This window comes from Bradyrhizobium sp. U87765 SZCCT0048 (assembly GCF_018131225.1).
GTDB lineage: Bacteria > Pseudomonadota > Alphaproteobacteria > Rhizobiales > Xanthobacteraceae > Bradyrhizobium_A.
Map to the genome: position 1 here is coordinate 302,458 of NZ_JAFCMM010000003.1, position 25,914 is coordinate 328,371.

At 65.0% G+C, this 25,914-nt stretch carries 22 protein-coding genes and 1 pseudogene; 12 read left to right on the forward strand and 11 right to left on the reverse strand.

Annotation, left to right across the window (positions count from 1 at the left end; genetic code table 11):
- The first annotated feature begins 15 nt into the window (after positions 1–15).
- From JQ639_RS20010 to JQ639_RS20040, 7 genes are all read left to right on the forward strand, one after another.
- Complete coding sequence (locus tag JQ639_RS20010; protein WP_211968512.1) at positions 16–762, forward strand: DNA-3-methyladenine glycosylase family protein; 747 nt, start codon at positions 16–18, stop codon at positions 760–762.
- Between the two features lie 315 nt (positions 763–1,077).
- Positions 1,078–1,635: an HNH endonuclease gene (locus JQ639_RS20015; RefSeq protein ID WP_211968026.1), complete on the forward strand. Its 558-nt coding sequence runs from the start codon at positions 1,078–1,080 to the stop codon at positions 1,633–1,635.
- 344 nt (positions 1,636–1,979) lie between these two features.
- A complete protein-coding gene (locus JQ639_RS20020; protein WP_249123359.1) occupies positions 1,980–2,291 on the forward strand; it encodes a ferritin-like domain-containing protein in 312 nt (103 codons plus the stop codon).
- 275 nt (positions 2,292–2,566) lie between these two features.
- Positions 2,567–3,391, forward strand: coding sequence for an alpha/beta fold hydrolase (locus JQ639_RS20025; protein WP_211968514.1), 825 nt, complete (start codon positions 2,567–2,569; stop codon positions 3,389–3,391).
- 16 nt (positions 3,392–3,407) lie between these two features.
- Positions 3,408–3,917 (forward strand): hypothetical protein, encoded by a 510-nt coding sequence (locus JQ639_RS20030; protein ID WP_211968027.1) that lies wholly within the window; start codon positions 3,408–3,410, stop codon positions 3,915–3,917.
- A gap of 58 nt (positions 3,918–3,975) precedes the next feature.
- Positions 3,976–4,506, forward strand: a complete 531-nt coding sequence (locus tag JQ639_RS20035) for a type 1 glutamine amidotransferase family protein (RefSeq protein WP_211968028.1) — start codon at positions 3,976–3,978, stop codon at positions 4,504–4,506.
- Positions 4,503–5,402 carry an MBL fold metallo-hydrolase gene (locus JQ639_RS20040; RefSeq protein WP_211968029.1) on the forward strand — a complete coding sequence of 300 codons (900 nt, stop codon included), beginning with the start codon at positions 4,503–4,505 and terminating at the stop codon, positions 5,400–5,402. Before JQ639_RS20035 ends, JQ639_RS20040 begins: the two co-directional genes overlap by 4 nt.
- Before the next feature lie 25 nt (positions 5,403–5,427).
- Here JQ639_RS20040 and JQ639_RS20045 read toward each other — a convergent pair whose 3' ends face one another.
- The 4 genes and pseudogenes from JQ639_RS20045 to JQ639_RS20055 form a co-directional block, all read right to left on the reverse strand.
- Positions 5,428–8,214: an ATP-binding protein gene (locus tag JQ639_RS20045; protein WP_256443060.1), complete on the reverse strand. Its 2,787-nt coding sequence runs from the start codon at positions 8,212–8,214 to the stop codon at positions 5,428–5,430.
- A gap of 536 nt (positions 8,215–8,750) precedes the next feature.
- The gene (locus JQ639_RS35350; protein WP_249123360.1) at positions 8,751–9,503 is read right to left on the reverse strand and encodes an MBL fold metallo-hydrolase; all 753 of its coding nucleotides are present in this window, start codon (positions 9,501–9,503) and stop codon (positions 8,751–8,753) included.
- Between the two features lie 271 nt (positions 9,504–9,774).
- Positions 9,775–10,122: pseudogene (locus tag JQ639_RS35355) on the reverse strand (MBL fold metallo-hydrolase); the annotation flags it as partial.
- A gap of 117 nt (positions 10,123–10,239) precedes the next feature.
- Positions 10,240–10,677 (reverse strand): hypothetical protein, encoded by a 438-nt coding sequence (locus JQ639_RS20055; protein ID WP_211968031.1) that lies wholly within the window; start codon positions 10,675–10,677, stop codon positions 10,240–10,242.
- Between the two features lie 221 nt (positions 10,678–10,898).
- Here JQ639_RS20055 and JQ639_RS20060 point away from each other — a divergent pair, with 221 nt between their 5' ends.
- Entirely contained in the window at positions 10,899–11,849 is a 951-nt protein-coding gene (locus tag JQ639_RS20060; RefSeq protein WP_211968032.1) for an aldo/keto reductase, read from the forward strand.
- Between the two features lie 31 nt (positions 11,850–11,880).
- On the opposite strand, the gene JQ639_RS20065 is transcribed toward JQ639_RS20060, so the two are convergent.
- The 4 genes from JQ639_RS20065 to JQ639_RS20080 all read right to left on the reverse strand — a co-directional run bounded on the left by JQ639_RS20065 (position 11,881) and on the right by JQ639_RS20080 (position 18,632).
- Positions 11,881–12,348 carry a hypothetical protein gene (locus JQ639_RS20065; RefSeq protein WP_211968033.1) on the reverse strand — a complete coding sequence of 156 codons (468 nt, stop codon included), beginning with the start codon at positions 12,346–12,348 and terminating at the stop codon, positions 11,881–11,883.
- Between the two features lie 160 nt (positions 12,349–12,508).
- Positions 12,509–15,670 (reverse strand): multidrug efflux RND transporter permease subunit, encoded by a 3,162-nt coding sequence (locus JQ639_RS20070; protein ID WP_211968034.1) that lies wholly within the window; start codon positions 15,668–15,670, stop codon positions 12,509–12,511.
- 12 nt (positions 15,671–15,682) lie between these two features.
- Complete coding sequence (locus JQ639_RS20075) at positions 15,683–16,813, reverse strand: efflux RND transporter periplasmic adaptor subunit (protein ID WP_211968515.1); 1,131 nt, start codon at positions 16,811–16,813, stop codon at positions 15,683–15,685.
- A 361-nt stretch (positions 16,814–17,174) separates the two neighbouring features.
- Complete coding sequence (locus JQ639_RS20080; RefSeq protein WP_211968035.1) at positions 17,175–18,632, reverse strand: lytic murein transglycosylase; 1,458 nt, start codon at positions 18,630–18,632, stop codon at positions 17,175–17,177.
- Positions 18,633–18,932: 300 nt separating this feature from the next.
- On the opposite strand from JQ639_RS20080, the gene galU reads away from it, so the two are divergent.
- On the forward strand, positions 18,933–19,805 hold the full coding sequence (gene galU / locus JQ639_RS20085) for a UTP--glucose-1-phosphate uridylyltransferase GalU (RefSeq protein WP_211968036.1): 873 nt from the start codon (positions 18,933–18,935) through the stop codon (positions 19,803–19,805).
- A gap of 27 nt (positions 19,806–19,832) precedes the next feature.
- On the opposite strand, the gene JQ639_RS20090 is transcribed toward galU, so the two are convergent.
- Complete coding sequence (locus JQ639_RS20090; protein WP_211968037.1) at positions 19,833–21,332, reverse strand: sensor domain-containing diguanylate cyclase; 1,500 nt, start codon at positions 21,330–21,332, stop codon at positions 19,833–19,835.
- A 435-nt stretch (positions 21,333–21,767) separates the two neighbouring features.
- Between JQ639_RS20090 and JQ639_RS20095 the strand changes: the two genes are divergently transcribed.
- On the forward strand, positions 21,768–22,034 hold the full coding sequence (locus JQ639_RS20095; protein WP_211968038.1) for a hypothetical protein: 267 nt from the start codon (positions 21,768–21,770) through the stop codon (positions 22,032–22,034).
- Between the two features lie 42 nt (positions 22,035–22,076).
- Here JQ639_RS20095 and JQ639_RS20100 read toward each other — a convergent pair whose 3' ends face one another.
- Positions 22,077–23,066 carry a zinc-dependent alcohol dehydrogenase family protein gene (locus JQ639_RS20100; RefSeq protein ID WP_211968039.1) on the reverse strand — a complete coding sequence of 330 codons (990 nt, stop codon included), beginning with the start codon at positions 23,064–23,066 and terminating at the stop codon, positions 22,077–22,079.
- Between the two features lie 105 nt (positions 23,067–23,171).
- On the opposite strand from JQ639_RS20100, the gene JQ639_RS20105 reads away from it, so the two are divergent.
- Positions 23,172–24,071: a LysR family transcriptional regulator gene (locus JQ639_RS20105; protein WP_211968040.1), complete on the forward strand. Its 900-nt coding sequence runs from the start codon at positions 23,172–23,174 to the stop codon at positions 24,069–24,071.
- 44 nt (positions 24,072–24,115) lie between these two features.
- Here the strand turns inward: JQ639_RS20105 and JQ639_RS20110 are convergent, their stop codons facing one another.
- On the reverse strand, positions 24,116–24,775 hold the full coding sequence (locus JQ639_RS20110; RefSeq protein WP_211968041.1) for a cysteine hydrolase family protein: 660 nt from the start codon (positions 24,773–24,775) through the stop codon (positions 24,116–24,118).
- A 173-nt stretch (positions 24,776–24,948) separates the two neighbouring features.
- Here JQ639_RS20110 and JQ639_RS20115 point away from each other — a divergent pair, with 173 nt between their 5' ends.
- A complete protein-coding gene (locus tag JQ639_RS20115) occupies positions 24,949–25,908 on the forward strand; it encodes an AraC-like ligand-binding domain-containing protein (RefSeq protein WP_211968042.1) in 960 nt (319 codons plus the stop codon).
- Positions 25,909–25,914 lie beyond the last annotated feature (6 nt).

Below are 25,914 nucleotides of genomic sequence, written 5' to 3' on the forward strand. Positions count from 1 at the left end.
CATGCTGCACGCCTCATGACCTCCCATCTGCGCTCCCAGGACGATCTCGAACAGGCCCTCGCCACGCTCGCCGAACGCGACGCACGGCTGAAGCCGCTGCTGGCGCTGACCGGCATGCCCGCGCTGCGACAGCGGGCGCCGGGCTTCCCGGGTCTAGCCGCCGCGATCTGCGGCCAGCAGCTGTCCACCAAGGCGGCCGCGGCGATCTGGACGCGCGTCAGCGACGCGTTCGATCCAATGCATCCCGACGCGATCCGCCGCGCTCGCGCCGACCGACTCGGCCGCCTCGGCCTCTCTGCCGCCAAGATCAAGACGTTGAAGCTGATCGCCGCGGAGATCGCCAAGGGGCGCCTCGATCTCGACGCCCTCACCGACACGCCGGTCGACGACGCCCATGCAGCGCTGACCGCGCTGCATGGCATCGGTCCCTGGACCGCCGACATCTACCTGCTGTTCTGCCTCGGCCATGGTGACGCCTGGCCCGCGGGAGACCTCGCGATCAAGGAGGCAATCAAGATCGCCTTCGGGCTGCCGCAGCGGCCGACAGCCAGGCAGATGGCCGCGATCGGCGAGATCTGGCGGCCGTGGCGCGGCGCCGCTGCCCACCTGTTCTGGGCCTATTACCGCGTCGCCAAGGCGCCGGGCTTCGAGGCGGTGCTGCCGCCGGATCCGCCCCGGCCCGCGGCCACCCCGCTCGTGCCACGCCCGGCCCGCAGCGGCGTACGGCGATCCGCAGGAGCGTCAGCCAAGCTGTCCCGCTGACGCGCGAATCGACCCCACAGGCGCTCGGACACAATGACGCCACGATGGCGCGGGCTTTCCGAGCATCGCGACGTGCCGTGACGCGGGGGAGCCCTCGCGCGCGCAGGCGATTTTCGCCTGTTTTCCGCCGCCGCTGCACGCAAAGCCGCTTTGCGCAAACGGTCTTCACAATGCCGTCACGCTGCATGTAGTATCTGGAATCGATGCTGCTTCGCAGCCGTTGAGAGCACGCTCGCTCCCGTCTGCGAAGTCGGACACGTCGATACCTAACGTCTCCAACGGGGCGCCGCGGTATCGGGACCTTGGGAGCGTTACTTGAACGCACATGTTCCACAAGGCGGGTGGCCGGCCCTGGTGTTGAATGCGGACTTCCGGCCGCTCAGCTACTACCCGCTCTCGCTCTGGTCGTGGCAGGACGCGATCAAGGCGGTGTTTCTCGATCGCGTCAACATCGTCGCCAACTACGACCACGCGGTTCACAGCCCGTCCTTCGAGATGAAGCTGCCGAGCGTTGTTTCGCTCAAGTCCTTCGTCAAGCCAACCACACACCCGGCCTTCACGCGATTCAACGTCTTCCTGCGCGACAAATTTTCCTGCCAGTACTGCGCCTCGACGGACGACCTGACCTTCGACCACATCGTCCCGCGCTCCAAGGGCGGCCAGACCACTTGGGAGAACGTCGTCGCGGCATGCTCGCCATGCAACCTGCGCAAGGGCAACCTGACTATCCAGCAGGCGCAGATGTTCCCCCGCCAGGCGCCGTTCGCGCCGACGGTGCATCAGCTCCACCGCAACGGCCGGCTGTTTCCGCCGAACTACCTGCACGACAGCTGGCTCGACTATCTCTACTGGGACACCGAGCTCGATCCGTAGACGGCGCTGCGGCCCAGGTGTGCTGGGACTCAAAAGGCGGCGCGCCGGCTCTCGATGAGGTCCGGGCGCTGGTCAGTGGCCCGACCATGGCGGGCTGACCCATGCCGCGATCGCCGACCGCATCGCAGCCACTCTCATCAAGCACAGCCATCTGAAATCGATCACGGTCGTCAACCCGATCAATCGCTGCCCGCCCGTGGTGGTACCGGCCCTTGAGGCCGAGCGGTTCGAGCGCACCGTCGTGTCCCTGTTTGCCATGCCGAGCAGCGGGGGCGGCATTTCGCCAGAGCCAGTTCTCATCGTCCGCACAACCTCCATCGCAGGATTGTCGGACATTCGGGCCGTTGTGCACGAACCATGTCTTTCGCAGTTGGCGCGTTCGCAAGATTGGAGGAACGACGCGGCGGTCCCTCGGTCACTCGAAGCGTACGCAACGTATGATCGACAACGATGCCGACTTCGTCGGATCGCAGGAAATGCTCGCGGAATTGCGCGACGATAACATCCGCCTCACGGCCAATATGCGCGAGACCCGCGAATTGCGCGATCAAAATCAAGACGTTGCGACTGCCAGCCTGCTCAATAACTGGATCGACGAAGCCGAGCGTCGCGCATGTTTCCTGTTCGAGGCGACTCAAGCCGGAGCCCGACGCTGAGGAGGGCGTCCAGCGCGATGTCGGACCTATTCTTTTCGAAAATTTTCAAACCTTAATTGGCGTTGCGCCGCCGACAGGTCGATGCTCCGGACATGGCAAGGGCGAAGGAGGACGGGATGATCGGTGCCGTTTGGAGAACGTCGAGGCGCAACCTGATGCTGCAAGGCTCCATCATGGCTGCTGCATCGATTCTATGCAGGACTCCGACATCCGCAGGAGCAAGCGATCGACCGTCGGCCTCGGCCATTCAATCATCCAGCAACGGAAACACGCTCATGGGAACGATCAAGACGAAGGACGGCACGGAAATCTTCTACAAGGATTGGGGCAAAGGACAGCCGATCGTCTTCAGCCATGGTTGGCCGTTGTCGGCCGACGACTGGGATGCCCAGATGATGTTTTTTCTCAATCAAGGCTACCGCGTGATCGCGCATGACCGGCGCGGCCATGGCCGTTCGAGCCAGGGCGCCGAAGGGCACGACATGGATCACTACGCCGACGACCTCGCCGCCGTGACCGAACATCTCGATCTGAAGAATGCGATTCACGTCGGCCACTCCACCGGCGGCGGCGAGGTGGTGCACTATATCGCACGTCACGGCGACAGCCGTGTAGCGAAGGCAGCCCTCATCGCGGCCGTACCGCCGCTGATGGTCCAGACCGCTGCGAATCCCGGTGGTTTGCCGAAGAAAGTGTTCGACGACTTCCAGGCACAAGTGGCCGCAAATCGCTCCCAGTTCTATCGCGACGTCGCTGCGGGCCCGTTCTACGGTTACAACCGGCCGGGCGCCAAACCCTCGGAAGCCGTAATCCAGAATTGGTGGCGGCAAGGCATGATGGGAGGGGCCAAGGCGCATTACGACGGTATCGTCGCCTTTTCGCAAACGGACTTCACCGAAGACCTCAAGAAGATCAACGTGCCCGTGCTGGTCATGCATGGCGACGACGATCAGATCGTTCCCTACGCCGACGCCGGCCCGTTGTCGGCCAAGCTCCTCAAGAAGGGTACATTGATGACCTACAAGGGGTTCCCGCACGGGATGCCAACCACGGAGGCCGAGACGATCAATCGCGATCTGCTCGCCTTCATCAAGGGCTAACCGACGGGAGAACGCCATGACCTGGGGAATTCCGACGCCTCTCTTCCTTGACCTGCATGTGGGCCTGAGCCTGGTCGGCATCGCCGCCGGAATAATATGCGTGATCGGGATGGTGAACGGCCGTCACCATCCCTCGTGGACGGCTTCGTTTCTCATCACCACCATCCTGACCGGCGTCACCGGCTTCCCGCTCGCGCCGTTCGGTTTGGACCCGCCTCGCATCGTCGGGATCATTCTACTCTGCGTGCTGGCGGGCGCGGTCGCCGCGCTGTACTTCCTCCCGCATGTCCATGCGGCACGCGGCGTCTATGTCGTCTGCGCGGTGATGGCGCTCTATCTGAACGTGTTCGTCGCGGTCGCGCAGTCGTTCCAAAAGATCGGTCCGCTGCACGCGCTCGCGCCGACAGGCACCGAGCCTCCCTTCCTGATCGCACAGGTATCGGTGCTTGGGCTGTTCACGTTGGCCGGCTATCTGGCGTTCCGCAACTTCCGGCCTCCGCTGTTTGCCCTGCCGTCCTCGGTCTAGCGTCCTCTCGGCCGACCTCCTCACGGGCGCAGGTGCTCGCATTTGCAGACATGGAACCATGCGAATTCTGATGATTCTGTCCCCCGAGGTTGCCGCAGCGGAAGATGCGGATCCGGCCATTACGCTCGAATGGGCCGCGCCGCCGTATTACACATTCCTGGATGCGGGCATCGAAGTCGTGCTCGCATCGCTGGAAGGCGGACCTATGCGGATGGTCGAAAGCGGAAACGATGCTTCCGCGGCGGATATCGCACGTCTGAAGCAGGATCGCTCCGCTCTCGACGCGTTCGCCGATACGCTCCGCCTCGACCAGGCCTACATGGAGGATTTCGACGCTGCTTTTTGCGTCGGTCGGCCAGAACTCGCTTGGCAGTCCGGAGCAGCAAGTTCGGCGGGATCGATCGTCGCCGAGCTCCTGGCGGCCGGTAAGCCCGTCGCCGTGACGCCAAGCCGAGCCGACCCCCATCCGAAGGGTATCTCGGAAAGGCTCATCGTCATCGGCAACAGCGTTCAGGCCCCGGTAGAGATCGCGCGAGCGCTGATCGGGACCATTCGCGAAACACAAGCCAGGAAAGGAATCGACCCATGAGCGATCCGACAGGACGACGGCCGTCCTCGAGAACATCAGGTGCGATCACGGGCGGCTATCAATTTTCTCAAGGCAGCTTCGAAATAACCGTTGCGAGCGACGGCTTCATAACCGTACCGATCGATATCGTTGCACCCGACCGTCCGCCGGACGAACGCGCGAATATTCTCTCCGTCACGGGCGACCCAAAATCCGGGGTCGTGATCTCAAAAACGAACATTCCGGTCATTCGATCGCGCGACGACTTGATCATCATCGACGTCGGCGCGGGAAAAAAGTATCAATCCACCGACGGCACGCTTTCAGCGAACCTGCATCTCTGCGGAATCGATCCGACCGAAGTCACCAAAGTCGTCTTCAGCCACGCTCACCCCGACCACATCTGGGGTACTCTGACCGAGACAGGTTCTCTCAGGTTTCCGAATGCCAGCTATTACGTCGGGGCGGCCGAATGGGATTTCTGGATGGATCCGGATTATCTGACGAATATGCCGGCCGAGCTTCATGAATTCGCCGCAGGCGCGCGGCGCGACCTGGGAGCGGTCAAGGATCGCGTGGTCATGTTGATGCCCGGCGACGATATCGTCGCGGGATTGCGGGCGCTCGATACCGCCGGTCATACGCCGGGCCATCTATCGTTCGAGATAGCCGGTGGCGATGGCCTGATCGTCAGCGCGGACGCTGCCACTAACGAAATCGCTTCTTTTCAGCATCCGAAAGCGAGATTCGGGTACGACACCCTGCCCGACCTTGCCATCAAGAACCGGGCGCGGCTGATCGAGCGCGCCGCCCGCGATCGCATAAAACTGCTCGGCTACCATTGGACCTATCCCGGCATAGGCTATGCCGAGCGAGCAGGTGTCGACTCGTTTCGCTACGTGGCGGCTCAACCTTAGGCCAGCAGAACCGTTCCAGGTTTCGCTAACCGAGCTCGGCGATCAGGCGATCGGCATTGATGAGGTCGGTCGTGGCGAAGCCTTCGGTGAATTTGCCATAGCTCGCTTCAAGCATCGATCGTGCTTCGGCGACACGCGCCGTGCGCCCCCATAACCGCGCCAGCGAAACGGCAGTCCGCAGTTCAAACGACGGCAGGCGCTGCGACTTGGAACGATCCAGGGACTTCAGCAGCAATTCTTCCGCTTCTTTTTGGGCAGCCATTGATGATCCCTTGCACAATACGAACTCCGCCTTGATCCGCAGCAGCTCAGGGTAGTTCCATAGTTCCTCCGCGATCGGCTCGGGAAGTTCGGTGGGGTTCAGGTCGTCGATGTCGAGGTCCGCAAGAACGGATAGTGAGCATACATCCAACCTCGCCTCGATATATTGCGCGATCAGGGAGTCCGTATCCGTGCGGACGCGAAGACGCATGGCGATTTCGAAGACGCGGCCCCAGGTGCTGTAAAGGCGGTTGCTCGCCACGTACTTGTTCAATAGGCGAAGGTTACGTTCGGCTTCCGCAATGTCGCCGGTCCAGAGCGCAACCGGGCAGCCGGCCATGCAGATCGCGTAGCCGAGAGAAAGAACGTGACTCGTTTTCAGGGCGGCCTCGACGGATTGGCGAGCTCTCGCTTTGGCCTGATCGGGGAAGCCTTGCAACCAATCGATACGCGACAGCAACGCGGTCATTGCGACATGTGCGTCTAGTTGAAAATCGTTGTTGACGGATCGCACCGAAGGCGTCAGTTGGGCCTGCACCATCTTGACGAGACGCCGAGCCTCCTCTTGATCTCCGAGATAGTGCTGATTGACGCTCAGTATGCGATTTGCGAGGGACTTCGACTTCGGATCCCCGAACGCATTGGCGACCGCTTCGTATCGTTTCGCGAGAGCCAGCGCCTTTCGATATTCACCACGGCTCCGATGCACGGCCCAGACTCCCCAAAGCGACTGAAGCTGAGCGGATCGGTCGTCGATATGCTCGGCTATTTCGAGCGCTTTGGTGAAGTTCTCCTCCATCAGGGCCACGTCGTTTTGCGCGTACCAAAGGGCGTGCCCGAGCGCTATCCGCAGACGGGACTTCCTGGCAAGGTCGATATCGGGACAAGCCAGGGCTCTTTGAAGCCGTTCGCGGTATTCATCCATCAACGACAACCGAAACCAAAGCGGTGCGCTGTCTATCGTGATATCGAAGGCGACGCTTTGCTGCCCGGACGACGAGAGGGCCCAGTCGATTGCCGCCCGCATATCGTCGATGGTGTGGCCGTAGTAGTGGATCCACTCGGCGGCAGGCACGGTTTCCCAGTCGGATCTCGCCTTCCGCGCGAGGCGCGCAAAATGCAACGCGTGTTTCAGGTGGAGCAAGTCTTGTTCGCCGCTTTGCCGGAGCTTTTCCAGGGCGTACTCGCGCGTCGTACTTAGCAGCCGGTACCGGGCGATCTTGCCGGTGAGATCCGTCGTGATAAGGGACTTTTCTATCAAGCCGAGCACTCGTTCTGCGCCGTTTTTCGCGAGCTCTCCATCTCCCGCGCTCAAGGCGATGGCCGTTTCCATGGTGAACGGACCCATCAGCACTGCCAGGCGAGCGAGAGCGAGCTTTTCCTCCGCCGGAATCAGATTGAAGCTCCAGTCCAGGGTCGCTCGCAAAGTCTGATGACGCGGCAACGCAGTCCGGCGCCCTCTGGTGAGCAAGGCAAAGCTGTCGTGCAACTGGGCAGCCAGCCCATCGACCCCGACGAGGTTCACGCGCGCGGCAGCCAGTTCGATGGCCAGCGGAATCCCGTCGAGTCGACGACAAATCTGGCCGACCGCCGAGAAATTGCTTTCGTCGAGGCGAAAGTTGTCGGACGAGGCGGCGGCCCGTTCGGCGAATAATTCGATGGCCGGGAACGCGAGGGCCTCCGAGAGCGTCGTAATGTCTTCGGTCGACGGAAAATCGAGACCGGACAGATGGACGAGAAACTCGCCTTCCGCTCCGAGTGGCTGACGACTTGTCGTCAACAAACGAACGCCGGGCGCCGCTTTCAGAAGCGCCTCCGCCAGCGGAGCAACCGAATCAAGCAGGTGCTCGCAATTGTCGAGCACGATCAGCATCGACTCCTTTCGGATCTGGCCCGTCAACGACGCCAGCGGCTGATCGCCAAGCGGCGGCAATCCAAGAACGGAAGCCATCGTGCCGGATATCAGGCGGCCATCCGTAAGGTGGGCGAGTTCCACGAAGCACAGCTGACACCGTCTGTCGTCAACCAGTCTGGCCGCGACTTCGATAGCGACCGTGGTCTTTCCCACGCCGCCCGGTCCGACGATCGTAACGAACCGATGACGCAATAGCTGATCGGAGAGATTTTCGACGCATTGTTCGCGGCCGATGATACGGCTCAGCAAGCGCGGTAGGTCAGACCCCGTGCACGGGATCGCTTCGGCCTCCAGGACGAGATCGGCCGGCATGTCCTCGACCCGAACGACCGGAGCAACGAAGCAATAACCCCGGCCGGAAACTGTGCTTATGTACTGCAAACCTCCGCTCTGGTCGCCAAGCGACTTCCGCAGCGCGGCAACGTGGACCCTGAGATTGGCTTCTTCGATGAAAGTGTCGGGCCAAACGCGCCTTATCAGGGCTTCTTTGCTGGTGAGGTTTTCGCCGTTCTCGACGAGCGCGATAAGAAGATCCAATGCCCGGCTGCCGAGACGGACCGGTTTGCCGTCCCGATATAGAGCCCTGCGTTCAGGGCTCAGGCGGAATGGCCCGAATGAAAAAGAGTGATTGCCCATTCTGCGGCCAAACCAATCTTTCCGAGTGCCTTCTTGCGTCCCCGCTGTAGCAGGTGGCCTTCGGTTGCATCTACCTCATTCTATATCAGACGGTTTCTGCCCTCGGCGAAAGAGAAAACTTGCCAAGCAGGAAGACGCTCGGTGCTCGACGGCGTTCGAAGCGCAGCCCGCAGGGGTCGCCCCAAACCGCCATAGCGCTTATCGCAACGGGCGCGACCCAGCCCCTCGCGCCGGAGGGCGGGGACACCATGGCAAGCTCGGGGAATTTTCGGCACCCGGTTGGCTGGACCGGCATCTAGCAGTGGCGCCGACGCGCGGGCGAGAATCCCTGGATTTCTGCGTGCACGACCGCCTTTCGACAATCACAATGCAACTTTGAATGGGCGCCAGTCGATTCCGTTACACTCTTTTATGTCCCAAACCGGTGTCCGATACAGCACAAGCCGAGCTGTTCACCGCGGCGGTCGCTTGGATCCGCCGGACCGCAGGCGCGGCTCTCCTGCGTCCGCCCAGCGCCATCAGGCGCAGGGCGTGCTCTACAAGTCGAAGCTCTGGCCGCTCTCGGGCATCACCACCTCGGTCGCGGCGAGCCGCGCCGCGAACCGCGTCATCGCCCCTTCCTCGCCGTGAACGAGAAACGTGCGCCGGGCGCGGGTCTGCCGTTGCCAGGCCAGAAGCTCCGCCTGGTCGGCATGTGCCGAGAAGCCGTTGATGGTGTAGATCCGGGCCCTGACCGGAATCTCCTCGCCGAGGACGACCACCTCCCTTGCCCCGTCGATGATGCGCCGTGCGAGCGTTCCTGCGGCGGCATAGCCGACGAAGACGACGCTCGACTGCTCACGGCCGAGATTGCGCTGGAGGTGATGACGAACCCTCCCGCCGGTGCACATGCCCGCGCCCGCCATGATGATGGCGCCGCCGCGAATGGTGTTGATGGCGATCGATTCTGCGGTCTCGCGCGTGAAGTGCAGGCCATGCAGATCGAACGGATCGCGCCCTCTGCGGAAGAGCTCGGCGGCCGCCGCGTTGAGACATTCCGGATGCCGTCCGAAAATCTCGGTGGCGGAAATGGCCATCGGGGAGTCCAGGAAGATCTGCAGCGAAGGCGCAAGCCGTCCATCCTTCACCGCCTCGCTCAGGACGAACAGCAGTTCCTGCGCGCGCTCGAGCGCAAAGGTCGGGATGACGACGTTGCCGCCGCGCCTGAAGGTCTCGGCAATGGCGCCGATGAGTTCGTCGATCGACGGTCCAAGCGGCTTGTGCAGACGGTCGCCGTAGGTCGTCTCCATCACCACGACATCGACCTGCGGTGGCGCGTCTCAGCGGACGTCCCGCATTGCCGAGATCGCCCGAGAACAGCACGCTGGTCGAGCGACCGCCCTCGTCGAGCTTGATGACGATGCTGGCCGACCCGAGAATGTGGCCGGCATCGATGAAGGTCGCCTGCACGCCCGGCGCAACCTGCAGCGGTTCGCCATAAACGGCCGTGCGGCCAAAACGATCGAGGCAGTTCAGCGCATCCAGCGTCGAATAGAGCGGACGGGCCTGATCGCGCGAGGTCGCCCCTGGCCTGCTGCGGCGCTCGCGTCGCCGCGCCTCCTCCTCCAGGAGATGGGCCGCATCCAGCAGCACCAGCCGGACGAGCTCACGAGAGGCCGCGGTGGTGATGATCTCGCCGCGAAAACCACGCTTCGCCAACAGCGGCAGGCGGCCGCAATGATCGAGATGGGCGTGCGTCAGCAGGACATAATCGATGCCTGCCGCATCGAAGTCGAACGGCTCGGCATTCTCTTCATCGAGCTCCCGGCTGCCCTGATGCAGGCCGCAATCGATCAGGATCCGCTTGCCGGCGACTCGATCAGATGACAGGATCCCGTGACGCTGCGATCGGCGCCGTGAAAGGACAATCTCAACTCACGCTCCCCCATTCACCGGCGCAGACGCCTTCGCGTGGACGCCGACGGCACGTCCGCGCCGCGCGCGACAAGATCCGCACAAGGGCGGGTCCGTCGTGCATTCGGCGGTTCAGCGTCCCAGCCGCGCAAAAACGCCCGCGGCGATCTGCAAGATGACGCCGGCCAGCCACACGCCGCCAATGGCCGGCACCCAGAAGCCTTCCGAATTGATGTCGAGCACGATGTGCGACACTGCGACCAGAGCAGCCACTGGAGCGGCAAAGGTCCCGATCGCACTGAGCGTTTCGACCAAGTCCGCTTCCAGGATGACCCCGCCGATTTTCGGCTCCACATTGTGGAGGTCTCGACGTGGCATATCAATGCCGATGTAGAAGCCGATCGCACCGCAGAGCATCGCCAGCACGAAGAAGCCGATCGATTCGAACAACGGGGTTCCGGTCTTCGCCAGGTAGGCGGCAACGAACAGCCCGCACGATGCGCCCGCGGTGGCGAGCCCGATCCGTTCGAGGACATGAGAGAACGAGCCAGTGTGCAACCGGACAACCATCGCACGCCTCCGAAGCTTCGAGTAAACGACAGGTGAACTGCCCCTCGCGACGACCGACCTGCATCAATCGCCCAAGCACATGCAACTCGTGCGGCTATCCTACCACGTCTCCATCGCTGTCGCTTGGCCCCGGCACGGCACGCGGGTGTGCGCTTGCAAAGCCGGGCGATCTGTCTCATCCTTTTTCCACCCAGCCCTTTGGGAACCATGGAAAAATGCTCATGAAGCTGCGTCCGCTCGGCCGCTCCGGCCTCACCGTTCCTCCGCTGTGCTTCGGGTGCAATGTGTTCGGCTGGACGGTCGACGAGAGCGCATCGTTCCGGCTGCTCGACACCGTGCTCGACCATGGGTTGAGCTTCCTGGACACCGCCGACGTCTACTCGCGCTGGGTGCCGGGCCATAGCGGCGGCGAGTCCGAGACGATCATCGGCAAATGGATGAAGGCACGCGGCAACCGCGGGCGCATCATCCTCGCGACCAAGGTCGGCATGGACATGGGCAAGGGCAAGGTCGGGCTCAAGCCCGACTACATCGCCCGCGCCGTCGAGGATTCCCTGCGGCGGCTGCAGACGGACACCATCGATCTCTATCAGTCCCACAAGGACGACGAGGCGACGCCGCAGGAGGAGACCCTCGCCGCTTACGACAAGCTGATCAAGGCCGGCAAGATCCGGGCGATCGGCGCCTCGAACTTCTCCGCCCAGCGGCTGCAGGAGGCCCTCGACATATCCCGGACGAGCGGACTTCCACGCTATGAGTGCCTGCAGCCCGAGTATAGCCTCGCGGAGCGAGCGAGCTTCGAAGGGCCGCTGCAGCGTGTCTGCGAGGACAACGACATCGGCGTGATCACGTTCTTCTCCCTCGCCGCAGGCTTCCTGACCGGCAAGTATCGCTCCGAGGCGGATTACGGCAAGAGCCCGCGCGGCGCGCGCAGCATTCCCAAATACCTCAATCCACGCGGCATGCGCATTCTCGCCGGGCTCGACGAGATCGCCGGCGAAACCGGCGCCGAGCCGGCGGCGGTCGCGCTGGCGTGGCTGATGGCGAAGCCTGCGGTCACCGCGCCGATCGCCAGCGCGACCAAGCCCGCCCATGTCGAGACGCTGGCCGCAGCGACCAGGCTCGAACTGACAAGGAGCCAGATCGAACGCCTCGACGCAGCCAGCGCCTAGACGCCAGCTCCGCGGTGCGATCCACCTGCGGCTAACGGCTGTTCCGCCAATCCTTCTTGGCCGAGGCCTTGCCATCGGACGCGTCGGAGATCCGCCAGCCGTCGGCGGAGCGGGACAGCGCGAAGGTGATCTTGAGCGTCCGAATGCGCGGCTTGCCCTGGCCGAAATCGTCGTCGAGCTTCACCACCGCGAGAACCTGCGCCTTTGACGGCGTCTGGGATGCTGTCGTGACGGCCACGGGCTCGACGATGCACCAGTCCTGTCCGGCGACGAAGAAATCGGCGTCGATCGACTTGGCCCGGCGATAGGTGCGCGCCAGATCGGCATCGAACAAGCGCCCTGCCAGCGCATCATTGAGCCCGCTCTGTTCGCTGTGATTGCAGCCCTGGCCATAGGCGGCGTAGAGCTCGGTCACGGCAGCCTCCGGCGTGATGCCGGCGGCGAAGGCGGATGATGTCGACGCCGCTGCACGCCAGAATGCGAAGAGCAATTTCTTCATCGTATGAACTCCTCAAAAAAACACCGTCGCGGCCAGGCCTTACGACGCGGACCAATGGTGCAGATCAAACAGCTTTGTTGGATCACGGGCTTTCGCCCGATGCAAGCGCGGTGCTCGATTACACCCGAGCGCTCGTCGCCCCGCGGGGCGACGAAGGCTCTCAGGCTTGCTGCTGGTGTGCTGAGGCAGCGGGCGATGGCGCGTCCTGCACTTCTTCGGCATCGTGACGCCCCGTGCGCGCACCCATGCGCTTGAGAACGAACACATAGAACGCCGGAACGAACAGCACCGCGAGCACCGTCGCCGAGATCATGCCGCCGAGCACGCCGGTGCCGATGGCGTTCTGGCTGCCGGCGCTGGCACCGGTCGCGATCGCCAGCGGCGTCACGCCGAGGATGAAGGCCAGCGACGTCATCAGGATGGGCCGGAAGCGAATGAACGCCGCCTCGATCGCCGCCTGTCGCAACGATTTGCCCTGAGCATGCAGGTCCTTGGCGAATTCCACGATCAGGATGGCGTTCTTCGCCGACAGGCCGATGATCGCGATCAGGCCGACCTTGAAGTAGATGTCGTTCGGCATGTCGCGCAGCATCACGGCGAGCAGCGATCCGATGATGCCGAGCGGTACCACCAGCATCACCGACAGCGGGATCGACCAGCTCTCGTAGAGCGCGGCGAGCAGCAGGAACACGAACAGGACGCTGAGGCCGAGCAGGAACGGCGCCTGGGTCCCCGACTCGATCTCCTCCTGCGACTGGCCCGCCCACTGAAAGCCGAAACCGTCGGGCAACTGCCCCGCCAGCCGCTCCATCTCCTTGAGGGCGTCGCCCGACGAGCGGCCGGCCGCGGCCTCGCCGGAGATGCGGATCGACGGATAGCCGTTGAATCCGACCACCTGCATCGTGCCCTTGGCCCACTCGGCGCGGGCAAACGCCGACAACGGCACCATGCCGCCATTGGCGTTGCGCACGTTGAGCTTGAGCAGGTCGTCCGCATGCATGCGGCTATCCTCCTCCGCCTGCACGGTGACGCGCTGCATGCGGCCGGCGTTCGGGAAGTCGTTGACATACGACGAGCCGAGGCTCGCCGAGATCGTGGTGTTGATATCGGCGAAGGACACGCCGAACGTGTTGGCTTTCTCGCGGTCGATGACGAGATTGAGCTGTGTCGAATTGGCAAGGCCCTCGATGCGCAGGCCGGTCAGCACCGGGCTCTTCGCGCCGGCTGCCAGCAACTGGCTCGCCGCCTGTGCCAGCGCCTCCGTGCCGCGGTTGCCGCGGTCCTGCAGGCGGAATGTGAAGCCGGTGGAATTGCTGAGGCCGTCGATCGGCGGCGGCGACAGAGCGAAGGCCGTGGCGTCGCCGACCTTGCCGAGTTCGCCGTTCGCACGTCCGACGATCGCGCCGGCTGCATCCTTGTCCCCGCGTTCGTCCCAGTCCTTGAGCGTGATCCAGGCGATCGCCGAGCTCAGGCCGTTGCCGGAGAAGCTATAGCCGGTCACCGAGAAGACGCCGGAGACGCCTGGCTCCTTCGCGAAGATCTGCTCGACCTGCTCGAGCGATTTCAAAGTGCGCGTCTGGCTCGCCTCCGGCGGCGCCTGGATATCGGCGATCACGTAGCCCTGGTCTTCCACCGGCAGGAATCCCGACGGCAGCCTGACGAACGCCCAGCCGACGCCGACCAGCAGCGCCACATAGATCACCATCATGCGCCCGGCGCGCCCCGTGATCCAGCCGACGGACTGGCGATAGCGCCCGGCAAGCCTGTCGAAGGTCCGGTTGAACCAGCCGAAGAAACCGCCCTTCTCATGATGGCCGGCGGGGATCGGCTTGAGGAAGGTCGCGCACAAGGCAGGCGTCAGGGTGAGCGCGAGGAAGCCCGAGAACAGGATCGAGACGACCATCGTGAGGCTGAACTGGCGGTAGATGATGCCGACCGCCCCCGGAAAGAACGCCATCGGCACGAAGGTCGCCGTCAGCACCAGCGTAATGCCGACGATCGCACCGCCGATCTGGGTCATCGCCTTGCGCGTCGCCGCCCGCGGCGACAGCCCTTCCTGCGCCATCAGACGTTCGACGTTCTCGACCACCACGATGGCGTCGTCGACAAGAATACCGATCGCCAGCACCATGGCGAACATGGTCAGGACGTTGATCGAAAACCCGGTCGCGTACATCACCGCACAGGTGCCGAGCAGTGCGATCGGCACCACGATGGTGGGAATCAGCGTGTAACGGATGTTCTGCAGGAACAGGAACATTACGATGAACACCAGGATGAGCGCCTCGCCCAGGGTGTGGAGCACCTTTTCGATCGAGGCCTTGACGAACGGCGTGGTGTCGTAGGCGATCTCGTAGGTGACGCCTTTCGGGAAGTAGCGCGACAGCTCCTTCATCTTGGCGTTGACGAGCCTGGACACCGACAGCGCGTTGGCGGTCGCCGATAGCTGCACGCCGATCGCCGCCGCCGGCTTGCCGTTGAGGCGCGACGAGAAATTGTAGTCCTCACCGCCGACCTCTACGCGGGCGACGTCGCGCAGGCGGACCGACGAGCCGTCGCGGTTGGCGCGCAGCACGATCGAGCTGAACTCGTCGGGCGTGCCGAGTTGGCCCTTGACCACAACCGGCGCGGAAACGTCCTGGGAGATCGGATTGGGCTGGGCGCCGATCCGCCCGGCGGCGACCTGCGCGTTCTGGGCGGTGATCGCCGCCATGATATCGGCCGGCGTCAGGCCGAGGCCCAGCATCTTGTCGGGGTTGATCCAGACGCGCATGGCGCGCTGGGTGCCGAACAGCTGTGCCTTGCCGACGCCGTCGATGCGGCGGATCTCGCTGAGGACGTTGCGCGTGATGTAGTCGCCAAGCGCGACGTCGCCGAACGACGGGTCGCTCGACTGCACCGAGATGAACATCAGGAACGACACCGAGCCCTCTTCGACGGTGATGCCCTGTTGCATGACGGCGCGCGGCAGCCGCGATTCGACGCGGCGAATGCGGTTCTGCACGTCGACGGTCGCCTGCGCCACCGAGGTGCCCGGCTTGAAGGTGACGTCGATCTGCACCGAGCCCGTCGCGTCCGCGGTCGACTCGAAGTACATCAGGTTGGGAATGCCGTTGAGCTGATCCTCGATCAGCCGCGTGACACCCTGGTAGATTTCTTCCGAGGACGCTCCGGGATAGCTGGTGCTGACAGAGATGCGCGGCGGCGCGATGTTGGGATACTGCGACACCGGCAGATACGGAATCGCCAGCGCGCCGCCGATCATGATGAAAATGGCGACGACCCATGCGAACACGGGCCGCGCAATGAAGAATTCGGACATGGACGTCGGCTCTTACTTGATCGCCTGATTGGGAGATGCGCCGGCCTCGTCGGCCGTCTGCATGCGCCAGGGTTTGGCGTCGACCATCGCGCCGGCGGACAGGGCCTGGAAGCCCTCGACCACCACCTTGTCCCCGGCGTTGAGGCCGTTCTGGATGATCCAGCGCCCATTCACGAGACGCGATGGCGTCACCTTGCGCAACTCGGCACGGCGCTCGGCAATGACGACATAGACCTGCGCCTGTCCGCCGGGATCGCGCTGCAGCGCGCGCTCCGGCACCGCCAGGGCGTTGTGCTGTTCGCCCTGGACGATCTGCACCCGCACATACATGCCGGGCAGCAGGTCGTTGTCCGGATTCGGAAACTCGCCGCGCAGCGTGACCTGGCCCGTGGTGGCGTCCACAGCGGCCTCCGACAGCAGCAGCCGGCCGCGATGGCCGTATTCCGAGCCGTCGTCGAAACGCAGGCACACCTCCGCGACATCGCCGTTCACCGCGCCATGGCCGGTCTTGGCAGCGCGCTTCAGCGCCAGCAGTTCGTTCGCCGACTGGGTGAAGTCGGCATAGACCGGATCGAGCTGCTGGATCGTCGCCAGCGTCTGGCTGTCGCCGGCGCTGACCAGCGCACCTTCGGTCACCAGCGCACGGCCGATGCGGCCGGTGATCGGCGCGCGGACCTCGGTGTATTCCAGATCGAGCATGGCGGCCTGGAGACCCGCACGGGCGGAAGCCTCGTCGGCCTCGGCCTGGGCGAGCTCGGCAATCGCCTTCTCATAGAGCTGGCCCGTGGTGACATCGCGCTCCCTGAGCTGCGTCTGCCGGTCGGCCTGCTGTTTGGCGAGGATGCGCGTCGCCTCCGCGCGCCGCAGGGCCGCCTTGGCGCTATCGACCTTCACGCGGAACGGCGCGGGGTCGAGGCGATAGAGCACGTCGCCCTCGCGCACCATGGTGCCCTGCTTGAATACGCGTTCGACCAGGATGCCGGCGACGCGCGGCCGCACTTCCGCGATGCGCGTCGGCGCGATGCGCCCCGGCAGGTCATTGACGAGCTGAAGGGTTTGCGGCGTCACCGTCACGACGCTGACGGCGACAGGAGGCGGCGACTGATCCGCCGCCTTCTTGCCCTCTCCACACCCGGCGAGCATCGCGGCGAGCGCTGCCAGCCCTGCGGCGCGAATAAAAAACGTCGATTGATGAGACACTTGAAGTCACCACTCTTGCCGCTGCCCGAGGGGCAGGAACACCAAATTCCATCTCGCAAAAAGATACCGTCTGGTTGGTTGGCGGTCAATCAAGGTTTTTTGCAACGCAGCATCGCACCACGTCCGGACTGCGAACTGTCCGACGCACACCGAATCCAAGTTGCCGGAACGTTACGCGCGGCGAAGTCTCGCGGGCTTGCGCCGTTTACGCTTGCTCACGGATGACGGCAGCCGCCGGCGCAACTCGCCGACATCGAAGCGGGAGCGCGCCGGTGTTGCCATCAAAAGCGGGCCCGCTCCGTGCTCAGCGGCCGCGCAGGCGGTCGAGCATCTCGGACGTCGCGAAGCCGTCGGCGGAAGCACCGATCGAGGCCTGGAATTCCCGCAACGCCTTGCGGGTCTCGCCGCCGAGCTGGCCGTCCGGCTCGCCACGGTAGAAACCGCGCTGCACCAGCAGTTGCTGCAGTTCGAGCCGTTCGGCGCGGCTCAGCACCCGCTCCTGCCTCGGCCAGGCCTGCACGAAGGGGCCGCCGCCGCGCAGGCGGTCGGCGAAGTGGCCGATAGCCAGCGCATACGCTTCCGCGGGATTGTAGCGCAGGATGCTGCGGAAGTTCTGCAGCATCAGGAAACCCGGCCCCTCGCTGCCGGCCGGCGCCAGCAGAAACGCCTTGTCGGTGGCGCGCGGGAACGGCTTGCCGCCGGCGCGGCGAATGCCGAGCTGCTCCCATTGCGCCACCGTCATCTGCTTGGCGCGGTCGGCGAGCATGTAGTTGAAGCCGCGCGGCACCTCGACCTCGTAGCCCCAGGACTGGCCGGTCTGCCAGCCGTCCTTCTTGAGGTTGTTGGCGGTGGAGGCAATGAGGTCGGCGACATTGTCGACGACGTCCTTGCGACCGTCGCCGTCGAAATCGACCGCGAAACGCTTGAACGCCGTCGGCATGAACTGGGTCGGACCGAACGCGCCCGCCCAGGAGCCCTTCATCTGCTCGGGGCGCAGGTCGCCGTGGTGCAGGATCTCCAGCGCCGACAGGAATTCGTTGCGGAAGTAGGCCTGGCGACGGCCGATGCACGACAGCGTCGCGGTGGAGCGCAGCACGCTGCGGTCGCCGCCCTGGGTCGAGTAGTTGGATTCGACGCCCCAGATCGAGGCGATGACATAGCGGTCGACGCCATAGGCCTTCTCGACCGCGTCGAAGATCGGCTTGTACTGCGCCAGCACCTCGCGGCCGCGCTGCATGCGCGCGTCGCTGACGAGGACGTCGAGATAGTCCCACAGCGCCTTGGTGAACTCGGGCTGGGAATCCATCAGGTCCATGATCCGCAGGTCCGGCGTCAGGCCCTCGGTGAAGCGTCGGTAATTCTCCTGCGACACGCCGCGCCGCGCGGCCTCCGGCCACAGGCCCGCGATGCAGTTGTCGAAGTTCGCAGCGGCCTCTCGGATCGCCTGGGCGGTCATCTGCGGGTGGCCGGACGCGCCGTCCTCGCCGCTCCACTCCTTGGCGCCGCTTCCGCCGCCGCCGCCCGGCGCCGGCTGGGTCTGCGGCGAAAAAATCGACGGCAGCGAGAACGGAAAAGTGGCCTGGGCGGTGGTGCGCTGGACGTTCCCCGCCGGCCGCGCCGGACGGACCGGCTGGGCCACCGAGCCCGTGGTATCGAGCATCACCGGCCCGCCGCCACCGGACGCCTGCGCCCGCGCCGGTCCGGCAAGGACCGCGAAGGCCAGAGCCGTCACACCGATCCGCTTCAGCGCACTTGCCGTCATCTGTATTCGTCCTGATCCATCAAAAGCCCGCACCCGGGGACCTAAAAGGCGCCGGCAGGGTTTCCATCAGCTTAACGGGACGGCGACTTTTTGGCGCCCCTGGGGCCCGGCACATCTGGGCGGTTATGTCGCATCGGTTCAAGGCCGCGCCATGACGGCCGACGCCGGTTCGACCTGGGTTCGCTCGAAAGCCGCCGCCGGGACGCCGCAAAAGTTCCGGAATCAGCTAGGAAATGATCGTGACGGGCCGGCGTCCGCGGTCCATCATCTGAGCCCTGTCCACCTTCGATCAGAGACAACATGAAAATTCGCAAAGCCGTGTTTCCCGTCGCCGGTCTCGGCACCCGTTTCCTGCCCGCCACCAAGGCGATGCCCAAGGAAATGCTCACGGTGGTCGACCGCCCGCTGATCCAGCACGTGGTGGATGAAGCGCTGGAGGCGGGCATCGAGCATCTGGTGTTCGTCACCGGTCGCAACAAAGGCGTCATCGAGGACCATTTCGACCGGCCTTACGAGCTCGAGGACACGCTGAAGGAGCGCGCCAAGACCAAGGAAATGGAGTTGCTCGAGCGTGACCAGCCGGAAGCCGGCTCGACCTCGTTCACGCGCCAGCAGCAGCCGCTCGGCCTCGGCCACGCGGTGTGGTGCGCCCGCGAGATCGTCGGCAACGAGCCGTTCGCCGTGCTGCTGCCGGACGTGCTGGTAAAGCACAAACCGAGCGGGCTGAAGCAGATGATCGACGCGGCCAACGCCGTCGGCGCCGAGAAAGCCAACATTGTCGCCGTCGAGGAAGTGCCGATGGAAAGCGTGCACATGTACGGCGTGGTCGGGGTCGGCCAGCAGCGTGGCGACCTGTTCGAACTTGCCGGCATGGTGGAAAAGCCCAAGCGCGAGCACGCGCCCTCCAACCTGTCGATCACCGGGCGCTACATCCTGCAGCCGGAAATCTTCAAGATCCTGGAAACGCAGGAGCGCGGTGCTGGCGGTGAGATCCAGCTCACCGACGCCATGCTCGGCCTCGCCAGGAGCCAGCCGTTCTACGGCTTCAAGTTCAAGGGCAAGAGCTACGACTGCGGCTCGAAGTCCGGCTTCCTCGCCGCCAACATCGCCTATGCGATGGACCGCGACGACCTGCGCGAGGGGCTGCGCGAGGAAATGAAGAAGTACTTCTGAATTCTGAAATACCGGCCGGCGCGGCGCCTACGCCACCAGCGACAGGTGCCCGACGCCGGCGACAAAGGACTGATTGCGCCCCCGCGACTTGGCCTCATAGAGCGCCTTGTCGGCGGCCTCGATCAGATGAGCGGGCGACATCGCCGTGCTCGGTACCACCGCGGCAATGCCGATGCTGACGGTGGTCGCCCATTTTTCAGCGGATAGTTCCTCGACGTCGGACCTGATCTTTTCGGCAACCAGCGACGCCGTCTCGACCGACAGGCCGGGCAGCAGCACGGCGAACTCCTCGCCGCCGTAGCGCGCGGCGCAATCGGCGGAACGGCGCACGCTGCCGCGGATGGTGGCCGCGATCCGCACCAGCACCTGGTCGCCGGCCTGATGGCCGAACATGTCGTTGAATGCCTTGAAATGGTCGGCGTCGATCATCAGCAGTGCCAGCGGATCGCTCTGGCGCATGGCGCGGTGCCACTCCTGGGACATCACGGTGTCGAACTTGCGCCGGTTGCGAAGCTGGGTCAGCGCATCGGTGGTCGCGAGCTGCTCGAGCCGGTCCTCGGCCAGCGCACGACGATTGATCTCGCGGGCCAGGAACAGCGTTGCGCCGACCACCAGCACGATCAGGCCCAACATGGTGGCGCCAATGCGCAGCGCCTCGCGGCGCCACAGGTTGAGAATCGTGTCCCATGACTTGCCGGCCACTACTACCAGGCCGTGATCCGTGCGGTGCCAGACGAACAGGCGCACGATGCCGTCGACCGCGCTCGCCCGTGATGCCGCCCCACTCGGCTCGTCGAGCGTCCGCCGCATACCCGGCGCTTCGCCCATGCTCTTGCCGACGATATCGAGATCGAACGGCGTGCGCATGATCACGACGCCATCGCGGCGGAAGACGGTGATGGTGTCGTCCGGCTGCAGTTGCAGGCGCCCGAACAGGTCATGGAAGTAGCTGAAGCGCAGCGATCCCACGACAACGCCGACGAACGATCCGTCCTTGCCGCTGATGCGGCGACTGAGCACCAGCGAATAGTTGCCGAGATGGAGACCGGGCCGGCTGATGAACAGGCCGCGGTCGGGGTCATTGCGGTGCACCTCGAAATAGTCCTCGCCGGCATGGTTCTCCGGCTTCGGCGTCAGCGTCGACGAATCCAGCACGAGATTACCACCCGCATCGAACACCTGAATGGCGCCGAAATGCCGCGCGGTCGCGGCATGGTCGAACAGGATCAGGCTCAGCAACGGCTTGCTGACACTCTTCACCTCGGGCTCGACGAAATTGGTTGCGACGTTGCGCAGCGAGAGGTCGTACAACTCGATATTGCGGCTGATATCAGCGTCGATCGTCGACACCAGGTTTTCCATGGTGCGGCGCGCGAGTTCTTCCTCGCCGCGGCGCATGTCGAGCAATACGCTGGCGCAAACGCCGGAAAACGCCAGCAGCGTCAGGACACAGAACGCGACCAGCGCCCGCGGCGAAATTCGCCGGGGCTTGATGTCCGTTCGGGACTCTGTGTCGTTGCGCTGCATCACGATACCATTGTCAGGCTGCGCACTGATGCGCCCAATAGATTGCTGCAACCTTTAGATTCCGCCCACCGCAACTGCCGCGGTTAACAGGATGTTGCGGCAATCGCCGCTCCTGGCGGATGTCGGACAGTTCCGTCATTTCATGATCAGGCGCTGGCCTGATGCCGGCGGGAGCGGGCCCGGGCGTGAAGCTGCAGGGCCGCCATCGGGCAGGGCACCCGGCCGAGGCGCGGTCGGTGAACCCGCTCCGACAGCCGTTCACCTGACGCTGTCGACGACGGGTCGGCGCGACGCCCCGATCGGGGCGCCCGCGACGACGGAGGCGCCGCCACGCCCATGGAAACGATGGGCGGCGCACCACGGCGAGCGGAAGGACCGCCCTCTTGACGGGGGCGCTTCGCCTCTTCAATAGAGGCCCGATATCGAGGACCTGCCGTGAGCTCCTATGATCCGCTGCGCGACTATCTGAAGGCGCAGACCCGCGACGAATTCGTGCTGACCAATGACGAGATCGAGGAGATCCTCGGCTTCGCGCTGTCGCGCGCGTCGCATCGTGCTTCGTGGTGGGAGACGGAACGCAGCCCTCAGGTCGGGGCGCCGCAACGCGTTGCCTGTATCGACGGCGGCTTCAACGCCACCCGCCTCAGCGACGGCTCCGGCGTGCGTTTCCGCCGCGCCGGACTGCGCCGCCGTTTCAAGTGACCGTCCGGGACAGGCCCTGAATCCTGCCCCTCCGACGTCAGCTCAAACCCTGACCACGATCTTGCCGAACTGCTCGTTCGATTCGAGGTAGCGGTGCGCGGCGACGATGTCGTCGAACGCGAAGGTCCGGGCGATCACCGGCTTGAGAGCCCCTGACGCCAGCCCGTCGAGAATGAAAGCCTTGGCCGCAGCCAGCCGTGTCGGATCACCAATGATCTCGTGCACCAGGTAGCCACGCAGCGTCAGTGTCTTGCCGAGCACCGCGAACAGCGGGAACGGCGTTGGTTCGGGACTGAGCCCACCATATTCGATGAGGATGCCGCCGCGCGCCATCGCCGCCGTGAGCGGGGTGAAAATAGATCCGCCGATCGCATCGAGAACGACACGGACACCGGCGGGGCCCGCGATCTCCACCAGACGCGCTTCGAGATCCTCTTCGGCCGTGGCAACGACATGGGCGGCGCCGGCATCGCGCAGCGCCTGTGCCTTGCGCCCTGTTCGTGTGACCGCCACGGCAACGGCGCCGACGCTGTTGACGATCTGGATCGCGGCAAGACCGACGCTGCTGGAAGCTGCGGTGATGACCACGACGTCGTCGCGGCGAAGCCCTGCAATATCGATCAGGGCGCCATAGGCGGTGAGATAGGCCATCCACACCGCCGCGGCCTCCTCCCAACCGAGCGACGGCGGATGGCGCACCACCAATTCGGCCGGGAACGTGATCCGGTCGCCATAGGCCGGCCAGCGCACCATCGAGATCGGCGGGATGATGCTGACGGCGTCTCCCGGCGCAAGGCCAGTCACATTGGCGCCGACCTGCTCCACAATGCCGGCCGCCTCGAGGCCCAAACCCGACGGCAGCGCCGGCGTCTCGATATACGTGCCCATCCGCAGCAATGCCTCGGCCCGGTTCAAGCCCAGCGCCTTGACGCCGATGGCAACCTCACCCGGACCTGGCGCCGCCGGCGCGACCGTCTCGATGCGCAGCACCTCCGGCCCGCCATGCTCATGAAAACGAACAACCCGCGCCATTGCCCTGACACTCCAAATGATTTCAATGCAATGACCTGTACGGGCATCGAGATTTGCGATAAATCGTCGATCCGGAAGATCAGTCGAAATCATTGGTTTTGAATTATGGACCGCCTTGCCAGCATGGCCGTGTTCGTCAAGGCGGTGGATCTCGGCTCGTTCGCCGCGGCAGCCGTGGCGCTCGACCTGTCCGGACCGATGGTCGGCAAGCATGTCCGCTTCCTGGAGGAGCGCCTCGGCGTGCGGCTGCTCAACCGCACGACACGGCGCCAGAGCCTGACCGAGTTCGGCCGCGCCTATTACGAGCGGTGCCGGGTCGTGCTGGCCGAGGCCGAGGCGGCGGACGCCCTTGCCGCCGACCAGTTCGCCGAGCCGCGCGGCAGGCTGCGTGTCGCCCTGCCGGTGCTGTTCGGGCGACGCTGCGTCGCGCCCGTGCTGCTGGCGCTGGCGCGACAGCATCCGGCCCTCGAGCTGGAGCTGGCGTTCAGCGATCCCCTCCTGGATCTTGCCGAGAGCGGTTGTGATCTTGCGATCCGCACCGGCGCGCTCCAGGACATGGCCGGCGTGGTCACGCGCCGTCTCGCGCGCCAGCACATGATCGTCTGCGCCGCGCCGTCCTATCTCGCCGGCCATGGCACGCCGCAGCAGCTCGTTGAGCTGGCGCAGCACACCGCGATTCTCTACGGACGCGCGGGCCGCGCCGCGCCGTGGCGGTTTCCCCAGGACGGCGCGCCGCCATTGGAGATCACGCCGCCGAGCCGCCTGCGGCTCGACGATCTCGAGGCCATCGCCGACGCGGCGACGGCCGGGTTCGGTCTCGCTTGGCTGCCGAGCTGGCTGGTGCGCGAGCGCCTGCAGAGCGGCGCGCTGGTGCGGCTGCTGCCGGACACGCCGGAGTTTCCCTACGACTGCCATGCCCTGTGGCTGCAGACCCCGCATCTGCCGCGCAAGATCCGCATCGCCATCGATGCCCTTGCGGCCGCGCTCCCCGGACAGATGGACTGACGGAGCACACGGCCCGTCAGAACAAGCGCGTCAGGGCCGCAGCATCAGGCCACCGCCTTCGCCACCGGGCCGCCCGCTATGCGGCCGACAAACTCCGCGCCTGTCATGACATGGGCGGTGGAAAACGCCAGCACCGTCAGCGTGGCGCGATGCACCTCGGCCGCCGCCATCGCGCCCTGGCCGACGTCCGGATAATCGAAGGTGCCGGTCAGGTCCGACAGGAACACGACCTTGTAGTTGTGGAACATGGCGTCGCGCGCGGTGGCGTGGCAGCAATTCTCCGTCGTGGTGCCGGAGACCACCACCGTGGTGATGCCCCACTCGCGCAGGATCAGATCGAGATCCGTGGCGAAGAACGCGCTGTAGCGGTGCTTCTTGATGACATGCTCGCCCGGCCGCGGCGCCAGCGGATCGAAGATCTCGACGCCGGGCGAGCCATCGACCAGCGACGCACGCTCGGCGATCGGTCCATACAGATCGTCGTACAGCCCCATGTCGCTGCCGTCGGGCCGATGCACGTGGGCCGTATAGATGATGCGAATGCCCTTGGCGCGACAGATGTCGAGGGTTTCGGCGAGTTGCGGAACCATGGCGGCCGCCTGCGCGGACCGCAGCTTCGCGCCCTCGGCCACGAAGTCGTTCTGCATGTCGACCACGATCATCACGGTCCTGGCGGGGTCGATGACGTCGCACTGATAAGGCATGGGTATCCTCCGGTGTTGTGGTTGACGCAAGCGTAGCCCCCTTCACGCCGGCGGGCTTGGCTGGCGCTGCCGAGGATTGGCCTCAGGCTGCCAGCGACCTTGTCAACGCCGCATCGACGGGGCCTAATGACGGGGATCAATATTCATGACGCCCGCATGCGGAGGCCGTTCCGATGGCTGCATCGACCCGCGCGATCGCCGTCAGGCCGGACGACGGCTTCGCGCACTGGCACCAGGTCACCTGCCGCGACTTCTCGACCACCGAGTGCCGCCGCGTTCCCGATCGCGGCTTTCGCGCCCGCGTCGCCATCCGGCCGTTCGGCCCGCTGACCATCAACGACATCTGGTCGACGACTGCGCCGGAAACGCCGATTCAAGTCACCCGCACCGCGGCGGACATTCGCCGCGATCCGCGCGACTATTTCATGCTGTGGCTGCCGCTCGCAGGCGACGCGGTCTTTGCGCAGGACGGCCGCGAGGCCTGCATGCATGCAGGCGACATCGTGCTTCACGACCAGGCGCAACCATTCGCGCTCGCGTTCGGCGCCCGTGCCCGGGCCATCATGATATCGATCCCGCGATCACTGCTGACGACACGGCTCACCGCCGCTCCGCGCCTGACCGCACGGCTCATCGCCCGCGGTTCGAAGCTCGGCGCACTCGCGACCTCGGTGGTGCAGCGAATGGCCGAGCTCGACGACACCACCCCCGACGACGTCGTCGCGCGGCTCGGCACCTCCGCGCTCGAGATCTTCGCGACCACGCTGGACGCGGAGCTCATGGGACGGCGCCCAGCGGCGCACGAGCGCCGGCTCGCCCAGGCACAGGCCTTCATGCGAGCCCGTCTGCACGATCCGGCACTCGATCTCGAGGCCATCGCCCGTGCCCAGAACATGGCGCCGCGCACGCTCTATCGCCTGTTCGCCGCCGACGGCACCACGCCGATGCGCTGGCTGTGGCACCAGCGGCTGGCGAAGAGCTTCGCCGCGCTCAGCGAAGGACGTGTGATCCAGGTGACGGATGCGGCGCTCGATGCCGGCTTCAGCGACCTCTCGCACTTCAGTCGCGCCTTCAAGGCGGCGTTCGGTGTGTCACCGCACGCGGTGCTGCGACGCGGCGGAGCGCGCGACTAAGACCTC